Genomic DNA, 22,231 nt, shown 5'->3' on the forward strand with positions numbered 1-22,231 from the left:
TATGCTCGATTTCCTATTTAAATGTAGGCACACTCGCGTACCGGTACTACTCGCGCATCCAGTCGCTTGCTTGTGGCTCGCGGGGGTCCGTCGGAACTGCGAGCACCACCGGTTCGTCGGCGTCGATCGCGGCTGCGAGACGCGACTGGATCTCGGCTGGCGTCGCCGCGCGCTCGGCGCGCAATCCGAGGCTTTCGGCGAGGCCCACGAAGTCGATCGGTGCGTCCGCCCAGCCGTACGTGCCTGCTTCGAGGTCGTAGTTTCGGTCGGCGTCGTCGCTGATGATCGCGTAGTCCTCGTTGACGAAGACGACGACCGTCAGCGGTAGTTCCTCGGCGACAGCTGTGTGCAGTTCGTGGACACACATCAGGAGTCCGCCGTCGCCGGTGAGGACGACCACGTCGTCGGCAGGGTTAGCGAACTGTGCGCCGATGCCCGACGGCAGGCCGGTTCCCATCGTGGCCCACGAGCCCGGGTTGACGTACGAGCGCGGGCCCGCCGCCTCGAAGGCGTTCAACCCCCAGACGCGAAAGCCGCCGGCGTCGACCGTGACGATCGCCTCCCTCGGAATCGCCTCGCGGACGGCCTCGAGCGCACTGACAGACGTAATCGGTGACGATTCCGTTCGAAGGTCCGCGAGCCGATCGCTAGTTGCCTGCCGAACCGCGCTCGCACGCTCGACGGCATCGCCGTCACCGGTCGCGACCGTGCGGTCGTCGAGGGCTGACTTCAGTGCCGACAGCGCCACGGCAGCGTCGGCGATGATGCCGACGGTCGGCTCGTAACCCGTCCCGAGGTCGTCGGACTCGAGTGTGACGTGGACCAGCGTATCCGGAAGGTCGATCGACCAGGCCCGGGTAGCGACCGCGTCGAAGTCGGTGCCGACGGCCAGCGCTGCGTCGGCGTCCGCGAGCAACTCGAGCAACTCGGGAGCAGCACTGCTCGAGAGTGTCCCGGCGACGTATCCATCGGGGCCGTCCGGAAGCACCCCTTTGCCCTTGTAGGTGGTGACGACGGGTGCGCCGAGCCGATCGGCGACGCGGCGAAGTTCGTCGCTCGCCCCGGCGGCGCGGACGCCCCCGCCGGCGACGATAACCGGCTCTTCGGCGGCAGCAAGCACGTCGGCGGCGGTCGTGATATCGCGGTCGGCGACGCTTGTGATGGACTCGCGGCTGTACGTTCCCGGTGTCGCGAGTGGAACGTCCATCGTCAAGACACTCTTCGGAATCCCGACTCTGACTGGCCCCTTGGGTGGCGTCTCGGCGATCGCGATGGCTTCCTCGAGGACGACGGTCGTGCTCTCGGGGCGCTCGACGAGGACGTTGTCCTTGACGACGGTGTCGTAGGTCTCGGGTGGCGTTTCGTGGATGCCGTCGCCGCCGCGGATCTCGGGCTCGGTTTCGACCGCGAGGTGGACCAGCGGGGTACAGTCGTTGTATGCGTTCTTCAGCCCGTTCATGGCGTTCATATCGCCTGGTCCGGGCACGACGACCGTCGCCGCGGGCCGCCCGCTGGTTTCCGCGTAGCCCCACGCCTGATGGGAAACGGCAGTCTCGTGGCGGGCCATGACGAACCGAACGTCGTCCCGTGTCTCGATGGCCTCGTTCAGCGGCAGCGTCTGCGTTCCGGGCACGCCGAAGACGGTGTCAATCCCGTTTTCGACCAGCCGCTCGATGACTCCTCGGCTGACGTCCATACGATCATCTCGTCGACCGGATACTTATCTCTCCGCCGTCAAGGGAGATCCTGAACAGTCAACCCACCCGACTCGACGCTGTTTGTCCGTCTCGAGCGGTGCCACAGCAATCAGAGATTCCCATGTCCGTCCTCGGGAGAGACCCACACCAACAATCATTATAATGGGGGAGCAAGTACTGATCAGTATGGAAGACATTTTCGTCGCCCGGGTGATGTCCTCGTCGATACACACGGTCACGCCGGACACGCTCGTCGAAGACGCCGCCCAAGAAATGCTCGAGAACGGAATCGGGTCAGTCATGGTCGTCGACGATGAGAACCGCCTCGAGGGGATCCTGACGACGACGGACTTCGTCGAAATCGTCGCCGAACAGAAGCCGAAAGACCAGACGCCGGTCTCGAAGTACATGACGACCGACGTCGTCACGACGACGGCCCAGGAGAGTATCCGCGACGTGGCGGACGTCATGATCGAACACGGCTTCCACCACACCCCCGTCGTCGACGAGGACGAGGGCGTGATCGGGATGATCACGACGTCGGATCTGGCTGGCTACATCTCGCGCGTGCAGTCGCCCAGCCCCGCCGAATAAGCACGGGCGATCGGATCGCCACCCGTTTTGGTCGACAACTCACCTGTCCTGAGCGCGACGCCAGTCAGCCGTCGGCGTCGTCATCTTCGGTCATCCAGCGCACCGTTTCGTCGAGGTACTCCCGGAACGTCCGGGCCTCCGCAGGCGTCAACGCGATGTCAGCGTGACCCGTCCCGTGGTCGCCGACCATCGCGTCGATGCTCACAATCACGCGATGGTCCGTCTCCGACTCCGGGCGGACCGAGACGTCGGCCCGGTCTGGATAGTCACGCGGCGGGCCGATCTCGAGGTCTGTCTCACCGCGTGTCACGCCGATTTCGACGCGTTCGGACAACTCGAGGTCGAACGAGTCCGTCCGTTTTTCCTCGATCGTCGTCGGCTCTTCGTCACGGGTGTCATCATCTGCCATAGGCAATGATTGATCGGCAACAGCCTTGGCTGTACTGCCGATCGCGTGTCCCCGGGCGACTCGAGCGGCGGGCACATGGCCTCGAGCGGTCACTCGACGGCGAACATCGCATCGTCGAGGTGCCAGCCACCGCGCCAGCACTCGAGGGCGAACCAGGCGAGATAGCCAAGCACGAAAATCGTCAGCAGGCCGGTGAGCAACCACGTCGTACTCCCGACCGCGAACTGGCGCAGTCTCGAGAGCCCGAACGCCCCCGAGCCGACCGCGAGAACACCGATACCGATCGCGGCAACGCGGGGCCAACCAAGGGTTCGACCGCCGACGGTGAGTCGCTCCCGGCGGCCGGCCAGCAGCAACGACAGTCCGACGACGGCGAGCCAGCCAGCCAGTAGCAGCGTCGTCGACTCCGTTCCACCACCGATGGCAAAGAGAGCGGCCAGCAGCAGCGCTGCACCGCCACCGCCGGCGAACCCGCGGCGAACGACGGCCTTCAGTCCAGTCATCTGCCAGCGGGTTGGTCGGGTTCGCAGTTAGCCGTTCTGATACGCTCGATCCTTACGACAGGCCATCAATCGTCGTCCATCGGTGCCGTCACGGGGTCGACGCGCTCGCCGCGTGGCCCCTCGAGATCGATCTTTGGCAGGAGATCGCGCAGGTAGCGACCGGTGTGGGAGTCCTCGAGGCGGGCGACGTCCTCCGGCGTCCCGGTGGCGACGACCTCGCCGCCGTGCTCGCCGCCTTCGGGGCCGAGATCGATGATGTGGTCGGCGTTCTTGACGAGATCGAGTTCGTGTTCGATGACGACGATGGTGTTGCCGTTGTCGGTCAGCCGGTGGAGCACGTCGATGAGTTTGCGCTCATCGGCGCTGTGGAGGCCGGTCGTCGGTTCGTCGAGCAGGTAGAGCGTCTCGCCCGAATCCTTCTTCCCCAGTTCCTCGGCGAGTTTGATCCGCTGGGCCTCGCCACCCGAGAGCGTCGTCGAAGGCTGGCCGAGTTTCATGTAATCGAGGCCGACGTCCTTGAGTAACTGGAGCCGGCGGCGGATCTGGCTCGAGGACTCGAAGAAGTCGTAGGCCTCTTCGACCGACATCTCGAGGACGTCGGCGATGGTCTTGCCCTTGTAGGTGACGTCGAGCGTGGCGTCGTTGTAGCGCGCGCCGTCACACTCCTCACAGGGGACGTACACGTCCGACAGGAAGTTCATATCGATCTTGACGGTCCCCTGGCCGCCACACTCCTCACAGCGACCGCCCTTGACGTTGAACGAGAAGCGCCCCTTCTCGTAGCCGCGCTGTTTCGAGAGTTTGGTCTGGGCGAACAGCTCGCGGACGTAGTCGAAGACGTTGGTGTAGGTCGCGGGGTTCGACCGCGGCGTGCGACCGATCGGCGACTGGTCGATCAGGCGGACGGTTTCGATCGCTTCGAGGCCCTCGAGCGCGTCGTGGTCGCCCGGGATCACGCTCGTGTTGTCGTTCATCTCGCGGGCGAGTCCCTTGTAGAGCACCTCGTGCATCAGCGTGGACTTGCCCGAACCCGACACCCCGGTGATCGCGGTAAAGCAGCCAAGCGGGATGTCGACGTCAAGATCGTCCAGGTTGTGCTGGCGTGCACCACGGATCGTCAGCGCATCCTCCGGATCGCGCCGTTCGTCGGGAACGGGGATCTGCTTGCGTCCGGAGAGGTAGTCACCGGTGATCGACGCCTTGGTCGCCTTGACCTCCTCGACGGGGCCGTTGGCGACGACCTCGCCGCCGCGCTTGCCGGGGCCGGGCCCCATGTCGATGACGTTGTCCGCGCGGCGCATCGTCTCCTCGTCGTGTTCGACGACCAGCAGGGTGTTTCCGAGGTCGCGCAGTTCCTCGAGCGTATCGAGCAGGCGGTCGTTGTCCCGCTGGTGGAGCCCGATCGAGGGCTCGTCGAGCACGTACAGCACCCCAACGAGCCCGGAGCCGATCTGGGTCGCGAGCCGAATACGCTGGCTCTCGCCGCCAGACAGTGTGGAGGCCTCGCGATCGAGCGTGAGGTACTCCAGCCCGACCTCGGTCATGAAACCGAGTCGCGCGCGGATTTCTTTGAGAATCTCCTCGGCGATCACCTTCTCGCGCTCGGTGAGGTCCGCTTCCATCGACTCGAAGTGCGCCAAGGCGTCGCCGATACTCATCGAATTGATCTCGGTGATCGACGTCTCGTCGACCAGCACTGCCCGACTCGCGGGCTTCAGGCGCGTGCCGTCGCAGGCTGGACACTCCGTGACCGACATGTAGTCCTCGATGTGTTCACGCGTCGAGTCCGAGTCGGTCTCGAGGTAGCGACGGTCGAGGTTCGGAATAACGCCCTCGAAGCGCTTTTTCTTCCGGCGAGTGCCGTTTTTCGTCTGTCGCTTGAACAGCACCTGCTCGTCGGTGCCGTAGAGGAACGCCTGCTGAATCTCGTCGTCGAGTTCCGCAAAGGGCGTCTCGAGCGAGACGTCGAAGTGCGCGGCGACGGCGTCGAGTCGAGTCCGGTAGTACGAGCGGTTGTAACTCCAGGGTTCGAAGACGTGTTTCAGCGGTTTGGACTCGTCTTGGACGACGAGGTCCTCGTCGACTTCCTTGGTCTCGCCCAGGCCCTCACACTCGGGACAGGCACCGTGGGGCGAGTTGAACGAGAACGAGCGGGTCTCGATTTCGGGCACGTCGATCCCGCAGTGGGTACAGGCCAGATCTTTCGAGAACTCGACGACGAAGCGGTCGTCCTCCTCGGTCTCGTCGCCGAGTGCACCGGTTCGGCGAGCCTCCTCGCCGAGATCCGCGGCGACTTCTTCGGAGGCATCGGGAAGGATGACCTTCAGGACGCCCTCGGCCTCGTCGAGCGCCGTCTCGACGCTGTCGACGATCCGCGGTCGGTCCTCGACGCTGACCTTGATGCGGTCGACGATTACGTCGACCGTGTGATCGAAGTTCTCGTCCAGATCGGGATCCTCGAGCGTCAGATCGTGTTCCTCACCGTCGATCTCGACGCGGGCATACCCCTCCGAGACGAGCTCTGCAAAGAGATCCTCGAACGCTCCCTTCTGGTCGCGGACCACGGGTGCCGCGAGTTTGGCCTTGGTTCCCTCGGGGAGCTCGAGAATGCGCTCGACCATGTTCTGGGCCGACTGCTCGCCGACCTCGCGGCCACACTCTGGACAGTGGGGCGTGCCGACGCGGGCGTAGAGCAAGCGCAGGTAGTCGTGCAGTTCGGTGACCGTCCCAACGGTCGAGCGGGGGTTGTTCGCGGCGTTCTTCTGGTCGATCGAGATCGCCGGCGAGAGGCCCTCGACGGTCTCGACCTGCGGTTTGTCCATCTGGCCGAGGAAGTTCCGCGCGTACGCCGAGAGGCTCTCGATGTATCGCCGCTGGCCTTCGGCATAGACCGTCTCGAACGCCAGCGAGGACTTGCCCGACCCCGAGAGGCCGGTGACGACGGTAAACGCCTCGCGAGGGATCGTGACGTCGATGTCCTTGAGGTTGTGTTCCTCTGCCCCGCGGACGTCGATGGTGTCCTTGCTCATCGTTCGTGCACGGTTGTGGACTGTCTCTTGTGTCGACGCGGTTCCAGATTCATTGTATCCGTATCAGTGGCCGGACGGACTTAACGAGTCTGAAAGGCAAATAGCGTGGCCAGTGTTGGCAGCAATCACACAGCCATCAGGGATCGATCAGCTGTTCATGCGACTCCGACTCGGACGGCTCGCCGGTTCGACCCTGCCACCACTGGCCGACGATCGTACCGGTCGCGAGAGCGACGACGAAGATGGCGACGACGAGGTTGAGCAGCGGCACCAGATACAGGACCTGCACGACGAGTGCCCCAACGATCAGCGCCAACCACGGATTCGGCTCCGGCTCGTCACGGAGTCGCCGGAGCACGACCAGGCCGGCCACGATCATCCCGATCGTGTTGACGACCGTTAGGCCGATCGAGACGCCGATCCCCACGAGCGTCGGGACAGACTCGAGCGCGGCGGGCGCGCCGGCGTCGACAAGCAGCGCCACGACGGCTCCCATGGCGGCGAACACGACGAACCCGCCAACGAGCACGCCGATCCCGATCACGCCCGCGCTCACGGGGTCGTCGACGAGTCGCATCTCGATCGACCGCACGTACGAGCGGTCGATGGTCAGGACGACCGCGCCGACGACGAGCGTGACGGCGATGTAGCTGCCGAACGCGAGCGCTAGCTCCTCGGGAGTCGTGGGGTTCGCGAGGGTGTCTCTGAGACCGCGCTGTGCGGCAGCCGGCGTGGGGGCGAACGCCAGCAGTGCGACCGCTGTTGCAAGAACGGACCGACGGATCATAGCGATAGCTCGTATGTGCCCGCCCCTAAACGGTGTGTTCTGCGCTCGCGGTCGGACCAAAGTGACTTCGCCTGGCAGTTCCAAGGGATGCCTATGAGCGACGACGCCGTGGACGCACTCGAGGTCGACGAGTTCGTCGAGTATTGCCGGACGCAGGCCGGCTTGCTTTCGGGCCGCGTCGAGACGATGGGAGACGAAGCCGATGCGCTACTCGACGAGATCGACCGGGAGATGGCCGAAATCCGATCGCGCCTCGAGGCACTGCCCGACGAAGTCCCAGGAACCGAAACGCCGTCGACCGCGGATATTCCGGACACGAGTGAGGTCGATGTCGCGGCGATCGAGGAGCTACAGGAAGAACTCGAGGAAAAGCAACTCCTCGTCGAGGCGAAACAAGCCCGAATGCAGGCCTTTCAGGAACTCGCGGCTGATTACACGGATCTCGCAGCGGAACTCGCGACGGAGGCAGCGGACGGCCAGGACGCGCTGACGCGAGTCATCGAGTTCGAGGCCGACGCCGACGCGCCGGTCTACTTCGACGAGCGCCAGACGATGCTCGAGACGGCAGTTGCATCGACGGACGACGAGTGAGACGGTTTGCTGTAACGATGTACCGGTGCAACCGCGACCGCCCTGCGGTTGCACCGGCACTGCCTGACAGGAGTCCGTATGAGCGGACTTCCCGACCGACTGCAACAGGGACGTATACTTATACCAACTCGGCAGCCACGCTCCACCTATGGTGTTCGCTCCGAGTTCGTCGATCACGTTCGATGCCAGTGATCCGGCCACGACGGTCGCGATCGGGCGGCTGTTCGCGTACCTCGCGATGGGCGTCGCAGCAGTCGTCTTGCTCTACTATGCGATCATCTACATCCGCGATGTCCTCGCGGTCGAGGCCACCACCGAGCAGTGGTACCTGCTGGTCGCGATCGGCGCGGCGATCGTCTACGCCGTCGCCGGCGTCGCCTCGATACTGCTCGAGCCAGTCTGGATCGGGCGGTTCGTCGACGGCGCGATCCTCTTTTTCATCCTCTTTGTCGCGCTGTCGATCCGCGCGATGTACTACAATCAGCCGACTGCGGGCGATCGCTCACCGCTACTGCCCGCGTGGGCCGACTACGTCGTCATCGGAAGCTTCGTCGCCGCCTGGTGGGGTGCGTTCTTCGTCGAGACCTCCGCGACGCGACTGGTCGTCGCGGTCGGCTGGGTCGTCACCTCTGCGTGGGCAGTGCTCTACGGCGTCCGGGCCGTCCGCGTCCACGAGGGGACGACCTTCGCGGCACTGACGCGGCACCTGCTGCCGGCGATCGTCTGTGTCACCGCCGTCGTGTTCGTCGATCTACTGACGAGCTACCTGTCCGGCTACGGTGCACTCGCCGACGCCGTCTGGCTCGTCGGAACGACGCTCGTCGCCGCGTTCCTCTTTACTACCGCCGTGGCGATCCGCCAGCAGGGCGGCGAACTCGAGCGCCTCTACGACTGGACGACCTGGCGCGAACAGTCGTTCGAGGACGGCTCGCTCGAGTAGTCGTCCGCGGACACGTGATAGTCTGGGGCAGCTGTACGGGCCCCGGTCTATTTGACGACGGATGCGGATAGTTCGATCGACGCGGGTACACCGCATCACACCGACCGATGACACGAACACTCGAGATCAGCGACGACCTGATGGATCGCCTCGAAAGCCACTGTGAGGAGGGAGAGTCACCCGAAGAACTCATCGAGGAACTGGTCTCGGTCTACGAGACCGAAGGCGCGTTCCTGCAAGAAGGCTACTCCGAGTAGGCGGATGGGACTTCCCGCTCTTTCCTTCCTCGTCAACTACAAGACCTACGCCGGGACGACTGGCGACGACGCGCTCGCGTTCGCAGAGACGATCGAGCGGGTCCGCGACGAAACCGGCAGTCGCTTCGCCGTCGCCCCTCAGTTGCCCGACCTCCGACTCGTCGCCGAGCGGACGGCCCTGCCGATCGTCGCACAGGCAGGCGCCCCACGAGCCGAGAGCGGGATGGGCGACATCACTCTCGAGGCGGTCGCCGACGCCGGGGCCGACGCGGTGTTCGTCTCCCATCCGGAGAACGAAGCCGCCTTCACAGCTGTCGCCCGCGCGGTCGACCGCTGTGCCGAGTTGGGGCTCGAGTCGATCGTCGCCGTCGAGAGCCTGCCGACGGCCCGGATGGCGCTTTCCGCCGATCCTGACTGGCTGCTGTTCGAGCGGTCAGCCGATATTGCCACCGAGGAGGGGATGGTCCGAACGCACCCCGAGCGCATCGAGGCCTTCGTCGAGGCAGTCGCCGACGAGGCTCCCGGGGCGCGGACGTTCGTCGGTGGCGGCGTCCGGACCGCCGAAGATGTCTCCCGCGCGTTCGACTGCGGCGTCGACGCGACGGGAGCCGCCTCCGCAGCCGTCGAGGCCGACGACCGCGAGGCGTGGCTGCGGTCGATCGCGACCGCCGTCCCGACGGACGACGACCGTCGCTGACCGCTTCCGTCTGCCACCACGCGGGCTAGCAGTCGCGACAGATCGGCTGTGAATGGCTGACACTCAAGTAACTGGTCCTCATACGTATCAGTATGCACTTACTGGTCGCCCTCGAGGACTCGGAGCCGGGCTGGGCGGCACTCGAGTTTGCGTGTGCGGAACATGCCGACGACGATATCACGGTCCTCCACGCCATCGACCCGACAAACAGTAGCTACGGCGAAGTCGCACACCTCGGCCCGACGGAACTGCTCGAGCACAGGCGCGAAGACGCAGAAGAACTGCTCGCTGATGCCGAAACCCGGGCAGCGGACGAGGACTGTTCGATCGAGACGGCAGTAGCCGTCGGCCAGCCGGCGGACGCCATCGTCGACTATGCGGCTGACAACGAGATCGACCTGATCGTCGTGGGCAGCCACGGTCGGTCGGGCTTTTCGCGGGTGTTACTCGGCAGCGTCGCGGAACGAATCGCGCGACAGGCACCCGCGCCGGTGACGATCGTGCGGTAGCCATCACACGGTCGACTGCAACAGGACAAACTCATTAGGGACCACTACAGTCCCGATTACATGAACGACCGCTACGACGTAGTCATCGCCGGTGCCGGTCCCGCCGGTGCGCAGTGTGCCCGTGATCTCGCCGCCCGAGGGTACGACGTCGTCGTCCTCGAGACCGAATCTGAATCGGAGTTCCCCCGCCAGAGCAACAAGTCTACTGCGGGAACCTTCCACTCCATGATGGCCTCGTTCGGGATTCCCGACGACGTGGTGATGCAGTACACCGACAGCGTCGTCCTCGAGTCCCCGCGGGAACACTACGTCCGCGAGCAGACCGGCGCAGTGCTTGACTTTGCGGAGTTCAAACGCTTCCTCGTCAAAGATAGCCACGAAGACGGTGCCGAGTACCGGTTTGACGCCCGCGTCACTGCCCCGATCATGGAACAGGGCGAGATCGTCGGCGTCACCTACAACGGCGATGAGGAGGTCTACGGCGACATCGTTATCGACGCGACGGGACCCGCCGCACCCCTCGCGAAACAACTCGGTGTCGTCGATCTCAAACGCGAAAACCACGCCATCGGTATCGAGTACGAGTTCGAAGGGATCGACATCGATCGCCCCGGCTTTGCCGACCTCCACGACGCGATGATGCTCCGGCTCGACCACAATATCGCTCCCGGCGGCTACTCCTGGATCTTCCACACCGGTGAGGACACCGCCAAGGTCGGCCTCTGTTACATTCAAAACGAGAGCCACCAGCAGTACGCCCGTGACGACTTCAGCATCGACGATTACCTGAACCACTGGCTCGAGACCGATCCGCGGTTCCGGAACGCCGAGCGGATCGAAGGCAAACAGCACCGTGGCTCGGCACACATTCAGACGCCAGACAAGTTCCACACCGATCGGTTCATGGCGATCGGCGACACCGTCCCGTCGATCGATCCGCTGTGGGGCGAAGGCATCCACACGGGGATGCAATCGGGTCGTGCGGCTGCCGCCACCGCCGACAGCTGTCTCAAGCACAACGACGTCGAGCCGAGCGCCGAGAACCTCGCCGTGTACGAAACGCTCTGGCATCGCGATGTCGCGCCCAACGCGAACAAGCGGCTGCTGATGACCCAACTGCTCTATCTCGCCTCCAACGAGCGCTACGACAAGTTCATGCGCGATCTCAAGCGACTCGACAACGACACGCTGGCCAAGGCGAACAAGGGCGACATCCGCTCCATCGCGCGCTTGTTCGACACGGACGACGTGCCGTTGCTCGCTCGGTTCGCAAAACAACAACTGAACTTCGATCTCGACTCCGTCCTGTAGCCCATCGTCGGCTGCCCGCCGGTATCAGGCGAGGAAGTCGGTTTCGAACGCTCTGATACTGTCGTCCGTCCCCGCGAGAACGACCTCGTCGTCGGCGTCGAAGACGAACGACGCCGGATCAAACGCCGTGATCGTCTCGCCGTCTCTGCGTACAGCAAGGACGGTACAGCCCGTTCTCGAGCGGATATCAGCGTCGACGACCGTCCGACCCGCGAGCCGACCAACGGGCAGTTTGACGACGCCGATCTGCCTGTCGACGGCCAGTACCTCCTCGTCCTCGAAAACGGTCGAGGCGAGCATCCGCCCGCTGACCGTCGCCAGCGACTGGACGTAGTCGGCACCGGCGCGATACAGTTTCTGGACGTTCTCCGCGTCGTTGGCCCGAACGACGATATCGATCGTCGGATTGAGCTCCCGCGCGACGAGCGTCGCGAAGATGGCGATCGTATCGTCGTCAAGGGTGATGATCACCGTAGACGCATCCTCGATTCCCGTCTCACGAACCGTCGTCGGGTCACGAACATCGCCGACGATGTCGACTCCCTCCTTCTCGACGATATCGAGAACAGTCACACGCGTGTTCGTCTTGGCGAGTGCATCACCTGCCGATGCACCGGACTCGCCGTAGCCGACGATGATGGCGTGCTGGGCCGCGAACGGGAGGACCGTCGATGTCGCTTCCGCCCGGAGCTTGTCGACCCGGTCGGGTTCCCCCGCGACGAGCAGCCGCGTCTCGGTGTCGAGGACCCGATCGTTCGGGATCGGGCTCTCGAACGTGCCGCCGAACCACGCACCGATGCCGTCTACGCCGAACTGCGCTCGAAGCTGGACCTCCTCCGCGGTCCGACCGTAGAGATCGCTCCCCTCGGCGATCGAGAGTTCGACCAGTTCCAGATCGTTCCCGATTTCGATTCCCTCATCAACCGCAGTCGTTACGGCCGTCGGCACCCGATGGGCGAGACTCTCGCCGAGCATCTGACGGGGCGAGAGTACCTCGTCCGCGCCAGCGATCCGATGGTACTCGCCGAGACGCTGTTCTTCGACTAGCGTCACGATCCGCACGTCGGGATTGGCCTCGCGCGCCGAGAGGACGATACTCGCGTTCGTATCGTCGGCCGAATCGGCTACGACCGCCGTCGCCCGCTCGATCCCCGCGTTCTCGAGCACCGCCGTTGACTCCGGATCGCCGTGGACGACCCGATGATCGGCCTCGTGGAGCGCCGTCGCCGCCTCCTCGTCGGGTTCGACGACGACGTACGCCTCGCCGCGGGACTCGAGTTCCTCGATAAACGCCTCGCCGCGTGGCGTGTACTCACAGATAATGACGTGGTTTTCGACGTCGGGCGCAGTCGTCGGCGCCGTCGTCTCGAGCGTCCGTCGCAGCCAGGGGACGGCAAAGATATCGACCCCGGTGAGGATCAGCCCGATTCCGGTGAGCTGGAGGACGATCACCAGCAGATTCATCTGGAGCGTGTCCCACCCAGCGTCTTCCCCATAGCCGGTCGTCGTGTACGTCTGGAAGACGACCTCGAGCGACCGGTAGAGCGGTTGTGGACGGTTCTCGAGCGTCGCCATCCCGTAGTTATAGAGCAGCGTGGCGATGACGGTGGTCACGGCTACCAGCAGGATGTAGTAGCCGGTTCGACGCGAGCGCCACAGTGACATACACGCCCTATTCGGCGGCTGACTGTTGATACTGTCGGACGACACGGGCGAAGAGGGGCCGTTCACGGGCTGCTGACGGGGTCCGATCGGATGAGACGCGACGCCAGCGGTCCAGACCCAGGGAACGCCGCAAAATTACCGTCGCCATCGTCGCCGATTTATACATGGGAGCGAATACGTCGATAGATGGTGTTGCTGGAGAACCTCGTCTTTGTCTTCGTCGCCGGCTTTATCACGGCGTTAGCGACCGGTCTCGGCGCGATCCCGTTTTTCTTCTTCGACGACATCAGCGACCGGTACAATGTGATCCTCTGGGGGCTGTCCTCGGGCATCATGCTCTCGGCGTCGACGTTCGGACTCATCGACGAGGGACTGGCCGAAGGGACGCCCCTCGAGATCGGAATTGGCATGATCGCCGGCGTCGCACTGGTCGTCATCGCCCACGACGTTCTGATGGACGCCGAGATCGACCCGCGACAGTACGAGGAAGCCGACTTCAAGAAACTCGTGCTCATCCTCGGGGTGTTGACCGTCCATAGCTTCCCCGAAGGCATCGCCGTCGGCGTCTCCTTTGCCGACCTCGGACTTGAGGGCGGGGCCGAGCTCCTCGGGTTCACTGTGCCGCTTCTGGCGGTGTTCATGACGATCGCGATCTCGATCCACAACATTCCAGAAGGAACGGCGATCTCGATCCCGCTACGGTCGATGAACGTCTCCGAGTGGAAGATGGTCTGGTGGGCCGTCTTCTCGAGTCTTCCCCAGCCGCTCGGGGCTGTTATCGCGTTCGGGTTCGTCAGCTACGCGCGAGTGTTCCTCCCCTACGGCTTCGGGTTCGCCGCCGGTGCGATGATCTATCTCGTCCTCACGGAGTTCATCCCAGAAGCCCTCGATATCGGCGAGCGACTCCCCAGCGGCGGCAAGCCGGAACTCGCCGGCGGCATCGTCGCCGGAATCCTCGTCATGGTACCGCTCGCGTTCATTTGAGCGTCTACACGCGCTCGAACGAATCGAGCCGTCTGACAGTCTCCCGTTCCGGCAGGAATTTTACGCGTCTTGCCGTAGGGTCAGGCAGTGTTCGACACGATTCTCCTACCGACGGACGGCAGCGACCACGCCGAGACCGCCGCCGAGACCGGCATCGAGCTCGCGACCGTCCACGACGCAACGGTCCACGTCGCCTGTGTCGCCGATACCGGACCGCTTGGCGACCTTCGACTGCCCGGCGACGCGACAAGCGCCGAAGACGCGATGCGCGGGCGGGCTCAGGACCACGTCGACGCGATCGTCGACCGCGCCGAGGCGGCGGGTCTCGAGGTCACCGGCACGGTCTTGGAGGGGCCACCCGAGAGCGAACTGCTCGAGTACGCCCGGGAGATCGCCGCCGACGTAATCGTCATGGGCACGCGCGGTCGTGGCGGCGTCCACCGGTTGGCGATGGGCAGCGTCACCGATCACGTCGTCCGGTTCGGCGAAATTCCGGTGCTGGTTGCAAACTCGGGGGCTCACCCTGACGAGGACGCGTCGTAAGCCGCGCCGGTATCCGACCGGCCCTACTGGGCGATCTGGTTGATCGCTTCGGTTCGGCGACCGATCGACCAGCCGATCAGTGCAAGACCGACATAGATACCGAACGCAGGCAGGGCGTAGATCCCGACGAGTCCCTCGAGCGGAACCCCGACCGCGTCGAACGCCAGCAAGACCAGCAACGAGACGAGCAGGACCGCGATCCCGATATCGGCGAACCGCATGTTGGGAAATTCCTGACGCTGGGGCGCAGCCCCAACCCGCCCGAGTGCATAGAAGACGAGCGTGTACGTTACCCACCCAGCGCCGAGTGTCAGCACGGTCAACAGCACGTCGCCGGGAAGATATCGCGGCACGAACAGCAGGTGGAGGACGAGCGTCACGAGCAGCGCACTGCCTAACAAACCGAACAACGGCAGTCGGCGGTCGCTATTCATTATCTAAGCTGACTGTCTCCCCATCCATTACTATTGTGTCACGGCTGGATCGGCGGCCCGTTACTTGAGCAGTCGACCGTGTTCGTCGATCGCTCCTGTGACGATCCGTGTCGAGGAGATCCGCTCGCCGTCGTCGGCATAGACGTAGGGCGCGACGATCCCCGACAGCGGCTCGAGGTCCCGGTCGCGCCGCCGGTCGTTGATGTTCTCGAGTTCGGGAGCCGTCTCGGGGGAGACCACCAGCGCGTCGAGCGCGGGATCAGTGGCCGCGATCCCGGCTTCGGTCTCGAGTTTCCTAATTTCGACGTCACGATTCCACTCGTCGATATCGGCGACCGCGTCCATCACGGCACTCGCTCGCTCGTCGAACGGTGGAATCGGTCGCGGCTCGTGGCGTGTCTCGGTCGCGAGCGCATCGCTCGTCAGCGCGACGACGACACCGTCCGTGCCGAATCGGAGTGCGTGTTCGAACAGGGACCGGTGGCCGTCATGGAGCGGCCCGAACGTGCCAGCGACGACGACTCGCATACGACGTCATGCCACGAGCAGGCCTATAACACTGCGACCCGCGAATCGATGGCAGTGACGGACCGCGATCGATCGGTCAGACTGCGAGGAGTTGGGCGGTCGTCGCGATCTCTGCGAACTCGCCCGCGAGCTGCGCCAGTGCGGTGCAGTGGACCGTCTCCGCGTCGAAGGTCTCACCGTCGAGCGAGCGCTCGAACGTTGCAGTCGCGTCGCGGACAACGATCGGGTCGAAACCGAGGTTCTCGGCCATCCGGGTGCTCGTCGAGACGCAGTGATCCGTCGTGAGGCCGGCGATCACGACCGTCTCGAGACCCCGCTCGCGGAGCCAGTCCTCGAGGTCGGTTCCGATGAACGCGCTGTTGACCGATTTTTCCATCGTCGGCTCGTCCTCGATGGGTTCCGTCTCGGATTTAAAGGCGAAGCCGGGCTGATCGCTCCGGAGCGGCGAGTCGGGCTCGGTCGAGTCGTGGCGGACGTGGACGACCGGTCGACCGGTCTCGCGCCAGCGCTCGAGGACGCGCGTCGCGTTCGCTTCGGCTGCGGGGTTGTTGCGCTCGCCCCACACGGGGTCGTCGAACCCCTGCTGGAAATCGATCAGGACGAGGGCGGCGTTCGCGAGTCGCTCGTCGGCTCGAGCCAGTCTGTCGGCCCCGTCGTCGCCGTCGTTCATGGCAACTTCGCGCCGGGTTTCGGATGCGTGCGCGTGACCGTGATCGGGCACGTCGATGGCGCTTGCTCGTCGTCTTCGGAGAGCATGTACTGGGGCCACTCGCGGTCGCCCTCGACGCCCCAATCGCCGAGGTCGGCGTGTGGACAGACCCCGTCGTAGCCCTCGAGTCGATCCTGAATCACGTCGCGAGCGTGCTGGCCGGCCTCGGTGTCTGCCGTCACGTCCAGATTCTCGAACAGGGAACGGGGCTGGAACGTGATCTCGAGGCCGATCGGACAGTACCGGCTCTTGCGCTTTTCGTAGAACGGGGCCCGGCAGGTCGGGAACATAGGCTCGCCGCCGAGACAGAACTCCCAGTAGGAATCGTCGGGATCAGTGGGGATGTCCTCGGGCCATGGCTCGGGATCGTGGAGGTGCAGCGTCTGCAGGATATGCCACAGAGTCTCGTGATACTCCGCCTCCGAGAGCTGTTCTGTGGGCGGCTTGAAGAAGGTGACCAGCGAGGCGCGCTCCGAGTGGTCCTGATAGATCTCGAGGTACTCGAGGATCCGATCGCGCAGTCCAAGGAGTGCGTCGGCGTCGCTCATCGAGGGGACCGCAGTGTAGATCGGCTCGCCGTTCTGGACGGATTCGGCGCCGAAAAAGCAGGGGAACGGCGTCTCGTTTCGCTCGCCGAGCAGTCCGTCGCGAAACGAGTGCCAGTGATCAGCGACCCACTCCGGTGTCTCCCCGTCACGAACGCGCTGATCGAGCGTTTCCTGGTCCATTAGCGACTGGATGCCCGGTTCGTTCATCGTGTGTCTTCCTTCGGCCTCACGAAAATGTAGTTTCTGCTTCCGATGGTCCGAATGGCGACGAATACTGCAGGTTCATGTTTCCTGCCGCTCGGAACACGAAGTGTTTTCCCCGACTGTCCTATGGGAGTAGTGACAGCTGGTGCCTGTTGAGGTTCTTACGTGCTACTGTGGTGATACGAGAACCGTAACCGAACTGCAACAGCCTCACTGAAAGCCGTCGCCGATTCGAGCACTGGTATCAGTCGTGGGTAGCTGTATGCTGATCGATACGTTCGATACTGTCACCAGCTGTCACAATTCCATCGTCGAGGATCCGCGCTCGAAGCCCACCCCGATGAACCAGCGCCTCGCGAGTGCCCTCTTTTGCGAGGTGGCGCTCGAGGTACGAACACGGCTCGCAGAGTTCGATCCCTTCGCAGACGACCTCGCCAACCCGAAACCGCTCCCCGACCAGATGATTGAGCGCGATCCCTGCAGTCGTGAGGTTGCGGCGGTGGAGGCCGGGCGCAAGCGAGATGCCGTAGTCGCGTTCGACCGCCGCGAGCGCTTCGGTTTCGATGAGCGTGAGGTCGCTCCCCTCGCGGTCGGCGAACGTCCCCTCGGTGGCGTAGTAGCGATCACCCTCGAGCCCTCGCCGGGCGACTGCAGTGACCTGTTCGACGCGTTCCATTGGGGCGCCCTGTTCCAGCGCGATGTGGATCGCTCGGACCGTTCCCGTCGCTGTCATGGGTCAGTTGTGGGTCGCGAGCGAGGAATATCGATCGCTCTCCTGTCGCCCGCTCATTCCCAGCGGCGGTTTCGCGACGACGTGATGTCGACGCCGCGGCTGTAGTAACAAATCGGCGTCCCTGTCGGCTGTTCGAACCCGTTGGCCTCGAACAGCGTGTTCGCCTCGACGGTGATCGTCGCCGATCGCAGCGTCCACGGCTCGTGGTCGATGTCGGCGTAGCGAAGGGTGCCGTCCCGAGCCGTCGTGTAGTAGCGATAGTGTTCAGTCAGGAAGGCCGCCAGCGAGCCGGGTTCGGGGACGAACGGGTCGCCGACCGGCTCGTAGGTCCCCGTAAACGCCGCCGGCGAGGCACCCGGATGGCGTCGCTCGCTCGTAAACGCGATGCCCTGATCAGTCCCGGCGATCTCGATATCGGCGTAGTAGTACGGCAGCCGGTGAAAGAGACGTGCCCCGACGACGCCGAGGATACCCTCTGCGTCGAGACTGAAGAAGTAGACGCCGGGCTCGCCGTCCCGGCTGACGTACGTCCGGAGGTTGAGTTCGGGAAGATCGACGCCCATCGCCGCGGGAAGCCCGCGTGGGCGAACGTCGACGTTCAGATACGGCACGACCGACAGCCACGCCCGACCGTCGTACGTCTCGACGGTGAGTTCGTCCGGAAGCTGGGCCGCGACGACGGCGGGATCGACCGGCCAGTTGGCAAAGAGCAGGTGTCGCCAGCCCATCGCGATCGGAATCGTCATAACAGCACTAGGGACGGACGGGTCAAAACGCTGCAGCCAAACGTCGGTGCGTACCGGCACTCGCTCGACTGTAAGTCACACGTCTTCGGGCAACCAACCGCCGTCGACCTCTATATTTTCCCCGCTGACGTACTCACTGTCCGGATCGAGGAAAAAATACAGCGGCGCGATCAGATCGTCGAAACTCGCGGGCCGGTCGCGTGGCAACTCGTCGGGGAACTCGTCGGAGTTCTCGACGACGTACGGCGAGATGGCGTTGACCGTGATCCCGTCGTCCTGTGTGTCCGCCGCGAGCATGCGCGTAAACATCAACACGCCCTTCTTCGCGACGAAGTAGGGGAAGTTCTTCGGGCTGACGAGTCCTTGCTCGCTCGAGGCGTAGCCGATGTTCACGATCCTGCCGGCCCCGTTCTCGCGCATTCTAGGCAGGGCTCGCTTCGAGCAGAGATAGGTGCCGGTGAGGTTCGTCTCGAGGACGCGGGTCCAGTCCTCGAACGCGAGGTCGTCCCAGCGCGCGGGCGCGAAGTCGCCGACGTTGTTTACCAGTACGTCGACGTCGCCGAGGTCGGCCTCGATGGCCCCGAAGAGGTCGTCGACGCTGTCGGGATCGGTGACATCGCCCTGCACCGTCATCGCTGCAGGTGCACCGCGCTCGCGAGCTTGGGCGGCCACCTCGCGGGCCGCGTCGGCGCTGGTGTGATAGTGGACCGCCGTCGTCGCGCCGCAGTCGGCTGTCGCCAACAGCAGTTCGCGACCGACGCCTCTTGCACTGCCCGTCACGAGTACCGTCTGCCCGTCGAGATCGGGTCCGTCCATGCGTCGATACTCGACGACGGCGTGGAAAACGGTGACGGCGTGGGAGTGCCGGCTGTCCGGAGTTCAGTCGGCATCGATCCCCGTCGCCACCCTGCCGCGGCTTTACGGTGCTGTGGTTCGATTCACTACCCATGCTAGATACGGTGTTACTCGCAGTCGGTCCCGGTGACGAAGACCGCAGCGGGCAACTGGCCGAGACGGTCCTCGAGGTCGCGAAACCTGCCGACGCCACCGTCGTCCTCGCACACGTCTTTACCAGTACCGAGTACGACGAGGTCCTCGAGCGTCTCGAGTTCGATCGCAGCCTCGACGAGATCGACCCCGAGACGGTCGCGGCCCGACACTCGACGATCCACGAATTGCAGGCCATCTTCGACGACCACGGCGTCGACTACGAGATCCGTGGGGCTGTCGGGGATCACGGCCAGTCGATCGTCGACCTCGCGGCGAGTACCAATGCTGACCGGGTCGTCGTCGGCGGGCGGCGTCGATCACCGACCGGGAAAGCCGTTTTCGGCTCGACGGCACAGGAGGTGCTCCTGTCGGCACCCTGTCCCGTCACCTTCGTCCGCAGTGACGACACCTCCCCCAGGCAATAGCTACCAGACTAGTGATGGGATAGCGACGGGACACCCAGCACCGACGCCACTAAAACGGACGCGGTCGGTGCTGGAAACCTACAGAGACGAGAATACTTATGCAGGTGGCCCAACCACTGTGGAGACATGGCAATCGATACGGTACTCCTTGCAGTGGGACCGATGGACACAGTACGCGCGCCGGAACTCGCCGAGACTGTCCTCGAGATCGCCGAGCCACTCGGCGCGAAAGTCGTGATCGGACACGCCTTCACCGAAGACGAGTACGAAGACATCCACGAGGACATCGGCTTCGATGCCCGCGCCGACGACGTCGACCCCGACGAGGTCGCCGCCGAGCGCGCGCCGGTGCCGGAACTCGCCGAGCGCTTCGAGGAGGCCGGCGTCGACTACGAGATCAAAGGCGCACTCGGCGAAGTCAGTTCGAAAGTCGTCGACATGGCACTCGACGTCGACGCCGACCGCATGGTCGTCGGTGGCCGACGCCGCTCCCCGGCTGAAAAAGCCGTTCTCGGCTCCGTCTCCCAGGAAATCATCCTCTCGGCCCCCTGTCCGGTTACCTACTTCCGCGACCTCGACGTCATGGAGTGAGGAGACGAACCTGACGCTGCCGGACGGATCGATCCCGCTTTTTGCCCTCTCTCAGTACACCAGCAGACGCCGATCCTGGCTCCGTTCGGCGACGGTGCCGGCGACAACGCGCGCTGACGATTGACTCATACGGTCTGCTGTAAGTCATTTCCGGAGGGACCGCGAGCCGTCCTGCGGTCCCTCCGGTAAACAGTTACAGCAAACCGTATCAGCGATCACTGTCCGCCTGCCGTTTCCACTCCCGTTCCTGTCTTCGCTCGCGGACGTGTCGCTTCCCATCGGCCAGCTCCCGCCGAACCCGTCGCTCGAGCGCCCGTGTTTCGGCCAGCAGGCTCTCCTGAAAGTTCTCGAGGACGTCGTAGGACCAGCGGTCCTCGTCGACGACGCCGTGGGGGAGGAGATCGTCCCGAATCGTGTCGGCGAGCTCGTCGTGACCCGCTTCTCTGAACTGTTCTTCGGCCCGACAGAGGTGGTCCATGCCATGCCCCGTCGCGTGGTGGAACTCGAGCAGACAGCCCTGGGCGCGCTGTGCCCACTCGAGGCCCAGCTCGACCTCGTGGAGGGCCTCGAGTTCCGTCTCGGAGAGCGCGGGTGCCGGGTCTGACCCGACGTCCGTATCGGCGCGTGAGTCGTCGGTGGCCATACGATTAGGTTTGGCATGGTATGACATATATATATATATCGCCGCCGACGGCGCCGGATCCGTCGTGTGTCGTCGGCTCTAAACGTATCGAAATCGATACTCGTCGCCGAGTACAATATGGGTAGTTAAGTACGGTCGCGGTCGTTTCTAGGGTAGCATGGTCTACTATGCGGGCGTCGATCTCGGCGCGACCAACGTCCGGGCCGTCGTCGCCGAGCCGGACGGGACGACGATCGGTGTGGATCGCCGATCGACGCCGCGCGGGCCGACGGGTATCGACGTGACCGAGGGAGTCTTGCGAACGCTTCGCGGTGCCTGTGGCGATGCCGGGATCGAACCCACCCGGATCACCGCCGCTGGGATCGGCTCGATCGGGCCGTTCGATCTCGCCGAGGGGGCAGTGATCGATCCGGCGAACCTCCCTGACTCGATCGACCGCATCCCGCTGACCGGGCCGATCTCGAAGCTGATCGACAGTGACGACGTCTACCTCCACAACGACACGACCGCGGGTGTCATCGGCGAACGGTTCCACGCCGCCAGTAACCCCGACGATATGGTCTACATCACCATCTCCTCGGGGATCGGTGCCGGCGTCTGCTCGGACGGTCGCATCGTCAGCGGCTGGGACGGCAACGCCGGCGAGGTCGGCCACTACGTCGTCGACCCCCACGGTCGGCTGACCTGTGGCTGCGGCCACGACGGCCACTGGGAAGCTTACTGTTCGGGCAACGCCATCCCCGACTTCGCCCGGCTACTCGCCGACGACGACCCGACGATTTCGACCGCCCTCCCGCTCGAGGGCCCGGAGTTCACGGCGAAGGACGTCTTCGATCTCGCCGGCGAGGACGACCTCGCCGACTACGTCATCGAACAGCTCGCCCACTGGAACGCGATCGGGGTCACGAACGTGATCCACGCGTTCGCGCCGATCGTCGTCTCCTTCGGCGGCGCGGTCGCGTTGCACAACGAGGACTTGGTCGTCGACCCGATCCGCGAGCGCGTCTCGGAGATGGTAATGACGAACGTGCCGGAGATTCACGTCACTGACCTCGGCGACGACGTCGTCGTCGAGGGGGCACTCGCCAGCGCGCTGACCGAAGGGACCGGGGATCGGCGTCGGCTCCGCAACTGAGCCATACGTCTCGGTCACGAGGTACGCCA

At 64.5% G+C, this 22,231-nt stretch carries 26 protein-coding genes; 12 read left to right on the forward strand and 14 right to left on the reverse strand.

What is annotated here, in order from left to right; translation table 11 throughout:
- Window positions 1–46 precede the first annotated feature (46 nt).
- Window positions 47–1,696, reverse strand: a complete 1,650-nt coding sequence (locus tag ACERI1_RS11340) for a thiamine pyrophosphate-binding protein (protein ID WP_373618273.1) — start codon at window positions 1,694–1,696, stop codon at window positions 47–49.
- 187 nt (window positions 1,697–1,883) lie between these two features.
- Between ACERI1_RS11340 and ACERI1_RS11345 the strand changes: the two genes are divergently transcribed.
- The gene (locus ACERI1_RS11345; protein WP_373618274.1) at window positions 1,884–2,291 is read left to right on the forward strand and encodes a CBS domain-containing protein; all 408 of its coding nucleotides are present in this window, start codon (window positions 1,884–1,886) and stop codon (window positions 2,289–2,291) included.
- Window positions 2,292–2,355: 64 nt separating this feature from the next.
- Here the strand turns inward: ACERI1_RS11345 and ACERI1_RS11350 are convergent, their stop codons facing one another.
- From ACERI1_RS11350 to ACERI1_RS11365, 4 genes are all read right to left on the reverse strand, one after another.
- The gene (locus tag ACERI1_RS11350; protein WP_373618275.1) at window positions 2,356–2,700 is read right to left on the reverse strand and encodes a hypothetical protein; all 345 of its coding nucleotides are present in this window, start codon (window positions 2,698–2,700) and stop codon (window positions 2,356–2,358) included.
- Between the two features lie 89 nt (window positions 2,701–2,789).
- Window positions 2,790–3,203 carry a hypothetical protein gene (locus ACERI1_RS11355; RefSeq protein ID WP_373618276.1) on the reverse strand — a complete coding sequence of 138 codons (414 nt, stop codon included), beginning with the start codon at window positions 3,201–3,203 and terminating at the stop codon, window positions 2,790–2,792.
- A gap of 65 nt (window positions 3,204–3,268) precedes the next feature.
- Window positions 3,269–6,232, reverse strand: a complete 2,964-nt coding sequence (uvrA, locus tag ACERI1_RS11360; protein WP_373618277.1) for an excinuclease ABC subunit UvrA — start codon at window positions 6,230–6,232, stop codon at window positions 3,269–3,271.
- A gap of 136 nt (window positions 6,233–6,368) precedes the next feature.
- Window positions 6,369–7,019: a hypothetical protein gene (locus ACERI1_RS11365; RefSeq protein ID WP_373618278.1), complete on the reverse strand. Its 651-nt coding sequence runs from the start codon at window positions 7,017–7,019 to the stop codon at window positions 6,369–6,371.
- A 93-nt stretch (window positions 7,020–7,112) separates the two neighbouring features.
- Here ACERI1_RS11365 and ACERI1_RS11370 point away from each other — a divergent pair, with 93 nt between their 5' ends.
- From ACERI1_RS11370 to ACERI1_RS11395, 6 genes are all read left to right on the forward strand, one after another.
- Window positions 7,113–7,610 (forward strand): hypothetical protein, encoded by a 498-nt coding sequence (locus ACERI1_RS11370; RefSeq protein WP_373618279.1) that lies wholly within the window; start codon window positions 7,113–7,115, stop codon window positions 7,608–7,610.
- 148 nt (window positions 7,611–7,758) lie between these two features.
- On the forward strand, window positions 7,759–8,550 hold the full coding sequence (locus ACERI1_RS11375) for a hypothetical protein (RefSeq protein ID WP_373618280.1): 792 nt from the start codon (window positions 7,759–7,761) through the stop codon (window positions 8,548–8,550).
- Window positions 8,551–8,657: 107 nt separating this feature from the next.
- Window positions 8,658–8,807, forward strand: coding sequence for a hypothetical protein (locus ACERI1_RS11380; protein WP_373618281.1), 150 nt, complete (start codon window positions 8,658–8,660; stop codon window positions 8,805–8,807).
- A 4-nt stretch (window positions 8,808–8,811) separates the two neighbouring features.
- Complete coding sequence (locus tag ACERI1_RS11385) at window positions 8,812–9,504, forward strand: triose-phosphate isomerase (protein ID WP_373618282.1); 693 nt, start codon at window positions 8,812–8,814, stop codon at window positions 9,502–9,504.
- A gap of 92 nt (window positions 9,505–9,596) precedes the next feature.
- Window positions 9,597–10,013 (forward strand): universal stress protein, encoded by a 417-nt coding sequence (locus ACERI1_RS11390; RefSeq protein ID WP_373618283.1) that lies wholly within the window; start codon window positions 9,597–9,599, stop codon window positions 10,011–10,013.
- Window positions 10,014–10,073: 60 nt separating this feature from the next.
- Window positions 10,074–11,324 carry a digeranylgeranylglycerophospholipid reductase gene (locus ACERI1_RS11395; protein ID WP_373618284.1) on the forward strand — a complete coding sequence of 417 codons (1,251 nt, stop codon included), beginning with the start codon at window positions 10,074–10,076 and terminating at the stop codon, window positions 11,322–11,324.
- Between the two features lie 24 nt (window positions 11,325–11,348).
- Here ACERI1_RS11395 and ACERI1_RS11400 read toward each other — a convergent pair whose 3' ends face one another.
- Window positions 11,349–12,989: a TrkA family potassium uptake protein gene (locus ACERI1_RS11400; protein WP_373618285.1), complete on the reverse strand. Its 1,641-nt coding sequence runs from the start codon at window positions 12,987–12,989 to the stop codon at window positions 11,349–11,351.
- 186 nt (window positions 12,990–13,175) lie between these two features.
- Here ACERI1_RS11400 and ACERI1_RS11405 point away from each other — a divergent pair, with 186 nt between their 5' ends.
- A complete protein-coding gene (locus tag ACERI1_RS11405; RefSeq protein ID WP_373618286.1) occupies window positions 13,176–13,973 on the forward strand; it encodes a ZIP family metal transporter in 798 nt (265 codons plus the stop codon).
- Window positions 13,974–14,060: 87 nt separating this feature from the next.
- Window positions 14,061–14,516 carry a universal stress protein gene (locus tag ACERI1_RS11410; protein WP_373618287.1) on the forward strand — a complete coding sequence of 152 codons (456 nt, stop codon included), beginning with the start codon at window positions 14,061–14,063 and terminating at the stop codon, window positions 14,514–14,516.
- Between the two features lie 23 nt (window positions 14,517–14,539).
- Here ACERI1_RS11410 and ACERI1_RS11415 read toward each other — a convergent pair whose 3' ends face one another.
- The 7 genes from ACERI1_RS11415 to ACERI1_RS11445 form a co-directional block, all read right to left on the reverse strand.
- Window positions 14,540–14,950, reverse strand: coding sequence for a hypothetical protein (locus ACERI1_RS11415; protein WP_373618288.1), 411 nt, complete (start codon window positions 14,948–14,950; stop codon window positions 14,540–14,542).
- A gap of 60 nt (window positions 14,951–15,010) precedes the next feature.
- Entirely contained in the window at window positions 15,011–15,478 is a 468-nt protein-coding gene (locus ACERI1_RS11420) for a phosphopantetheine adenylyltransferase (protein ID WP_373618289.1), read from the reverse strand.
- Between the two features lie 76 nt (window positions 15,479–15,554).
- Complete coding sequence (locus ACERI1_RS11425; RefSeq protein WP_373618290.1) at window positions 15,555–16,148, reverse strand: cysteine hydrolase family protein; 594 nt, start codon at window positions 16,146–16,148, stop codon at window positions 15,555–15,557.
- A complete protein-coding gene (locus ACERI1_RS11430; RefSeq protein ID WP_373618291.1) occupies window positions 16,145–16,942 on the reverse strand; it encodes a YqcI/YcgG family protein in 798 nt (265 codons plus the stop codon). The genes ACERI1_RS11425 and ACERI1_RS11430 overlap by 4 nt, the downstream gene beginning before the upstream one ends.
- 241 nt (window positions 16,943–17,183) lie before the next feature.
- The gene (locus tag ACERI1_RS11435) at window positions 17,184–17,672 is read right to left on the reverse strand and encodes an MOSC domain-containing protein (protein WP_373618292.1); all 489 of its coding nucleotides are present in this window, start codon (window positions 17,670–17,672) and stop codon (window positions 17,184–17,186) included.
- A 53-nt stretch (window positions 17,673–17,725) separates the two neighbouring features.
- Entirely contained in the window at window positions 17,726–18,418 is a 693-nt protein-coding gene (locus ACERI1_RS11440; RefSeq protein ID WP_373618293.1) for a YqjF family protein, read from the reverse strand.
- Window positions 18,419–18,493: 75 nt separating this feature from the next.
- The gene (locus ACERI1_RS11445; RefSeq protein ID WP_373618294.1) at window positions 18,494–19,234 is read right to left on the reverse strand and encodes an SDR family NAD(P)-dependent oxidoreductase; all 741 of its coding nucleotides are present in this window, start codon (window positions 19,232–19,234) and stop codon (window positions 18,494–18,496) included.
- A gap of 131 nt (window positions 19,235–19,365) precedes the next feature.
- Between ACERI1_RS11445 and ACERI1_RS11450 the strand changes: the two genes are divergently transcribed.
- Entirely contained in the window at window positions 19,366–19,833 is a 468-nt protein-coding gene (locus ACERI1_RS11450; RefSeq protein WP_373618295.1) for a universal stress protein, read from the forward strand.
- Between the two features lie 126 nt (window positions 19,834–19,959).
- On the forward strand, window positions 19,960–20,424 hold the full coding sequence (locus ACERI1_RS11455) for a universal stress protein (protein ID WP_373618296.1): 465 nt from the start codon (window positions 19,960–19,962) through the stop codon (window positions 20,422–20,424).
- Between the two features lie 208 nt (window positions 20,425–20,632).
- Here ACERI1_RS11455 and ACERI1_RS11460 read toward each other — a convergent pair whose 3' ends face one another.
- On the reverse strand, window positions 20,633–21,067 hold the full coding sequence (locus ACERI1_RS11460; protein WP_373618297.1) for a hypothetical protein: 435 nt from the start codon (window positions 21,065–21,067) through the stop codon (window positions 20,633–20,635).
- A 157-nt stretch (window positions 21,068–21,224) separates the two neighbouring features.
- Between ACERI1_RS11460 and ACERI1_RS11465 the strand changes: the two genes are divergently transcribed.
- The gene (locus tag ACERI1_RS11465) at window positions 21,225–22,202 is read left to right on the forward strand and encodes an ROK family protein (RefSeq protein WP_373618298.1); all 978 of its coding nucleotides are present in this window, start codon (window positions 21,225–21,227) and stop codon (window positions 22,200–22,202) included.
- The last annotated feature ends 29 nt before the right edge of the window (window positions 22,203–22,231 follow it).

The organism is Natrinema sp. HArc-T2, assembly GCF_041821085.1.
In the GTDB taxonomy this organism is placed as follows: domain Archaea; phylum Halobacteriota; class Halobacteria; order Halobacteriales; family Natrialbaceae; genus Natrinema.

Coding starts and splice junctions, on each gene's coding strand:
- ACERI1_RS11375 (WP_373618280.1), top strand. CDS start 7,759: ATGGTGTTCGCTCCGAGTTCGTCGATCACGTTCGATGCCAGTGATCCG.
- ACERI1_RS11420 (WP_373618289.1), bottom strand. CDS start 15,478: ATGCGAGTCGTCGTCGCTGGCACGTTCGGGCCGCTCCATGACGGCCAC.
- ACERI1_RS11465 (WP_373618298.1), top strand. CDS start 21,225: ATGGTCTACTATGCGGGCGTCGATCTCGGCGCGACCAACGTCCGGGCC.
- ACERI1_RS11455 (WP_373618296.1), top strand. CDS start 19,960: ATGGCAATCGATACGGTACTCCTTGCAGTGGGACCGATGGACACAGTA.
- ACERI1_RS11385 (WP_373618282.1), top strand. CDS start 8,812: ATGGGACTTCCCGCTCTTTCCTTCCTCGTCAACTACAAGACCTACGCC.
- ACERI1_RS11460 (WP_373618297.1), bottom strand. CDS start 21,067: ATGGCCACCGACGACTCACGCGCCGATACGGACGTCGGGTCAGACCCG.
- ACERI1_RS11405 (WP_373618286.1), top strand. CDS start 13,176: ATGGTGTTGCTGGAGAACCTCGTCTTTGTCTTCGTCGCCGGCTTTATC.
- ACERI1_RS11450 (WP_373618295.1), top strand. CDS start 19,366: ATGCTAGATACGGTGTTACTCGCAGTCGGTCCCGGTGACGAAGACCGC.
- ACERI1_RS11365 (WP_373618278.1), bottom strand. CDS start 7,019: ATGATCCGTCGGTCCGTTCTTGCAACAGCGGTCGCACTGCTGGCGTTC.
- ACERI1_RS11415 (WP_373618288.1), bottom strand. CDS start 14,950: ATGAATAGCGACCGCCGACTGCCGTTGTTCGGTTTGTTAGGCAGTGCG.
- ACERI1_RS11435 (WP_373618292.1), bottom strand. CDS start 17,672: ATGACAGCGACGGGAACGGTCCGAGCGATCCACATCGCGCTGGAACAG.
- ACERI1_RS11400 (WP_373618285.1), bottom strand. CDS start 12,989: ATGTCACTGTGGCGCTCGCGTCGAACCGGCTACTACATCCTGCTGGTA.
- ACERI1_RS11355 (WP_373618276.1), bottom strand. CDS start 3,203: ATGACTGGACTGAAGGCCGTCGTTCGCCGCGGGTTCGCCGGCGGTGGC.
- ACERI1_RS11380 (WP_373618281.1), top strand. CDS start 8,658: ATGACACGAACACTCGAGATCAGCGACGACCTGATGGATCGCCTCGAA.
- ACERI1_RS11395 (WP_373618284.1), top strand. CDS start 10,074: ATGAACGACCGCTACGACGTAGTCATCGCCGGTGCCGGTCCCGCCGGT.
- ACERI1_RS11340 (WP_373618273.1), bottom strand. CDS start 1,696: ATGGACGTCAGCCGAGGAGTCATCGAGCGGCTGGTCGAAAACGGGATT.
- ACERI1_RS11445 (WP_373618294.1), bottom strand. CDS start 19,234: ATGGACGGACCCGATCTCGACGGGCAGACGGTACTCGTGACGGGCAGT.
- ACERI1_RS11345 (WP_373618274.1), top strand. CDS start 1,884: ATGGAAGACATTTTCGTCGCCCGGGTGATGTCCTCGTCGATACACACG.
- ACERI1_RS11440 (WP_373618293.1), bottom strand. CDS start 18,418: ATGACGATTCCGATCGCGATGGGCTGGCGACACCTGCTCTTTGCCAAC.
- uvrA (WP_373618277.1), bottom strand. CDS start 6,232: ATGAGCAAGGACACCATCGACGTCCGCGGGGCAGAGGAACACAACCTC.
- ACERI1_RS11370 (WP_373618279.1), top strand. CDS start 7,113: ATGAGCGACGACGCCGTGGACGCACTCGAGGTCGACGAGTTCGTCGAG.
- ACERI1_RS11430 (WP_373618291.1), bottom strand. CDS start 16,942: ATGAACGAACCGGGCATCCAGTCGCTAATGGACCAGGAAACGCTCGAT.
- ACERI1_RS11350 (WP_373618275.1), bottom strand. CDS start 2,700: ATGGCAGATGATGACACCCGTGACGAAGAGCCGACGACGATCGAGGAA.
- ACERI1_RS11390 (WP_373618283.1), top strand. CDS start 9,597: ATGCACTTACTGGTCGCCCTCGAGGACTCGGAGCCGGGCTGGGCGGCA.
- ACERI1_RS11425 (WP_373618290.1), bottom strand. CDS start 16,148: ATGAACGACGGCGACGACGGGGCCGACAGACTGGCTCGAGCCGACGAG.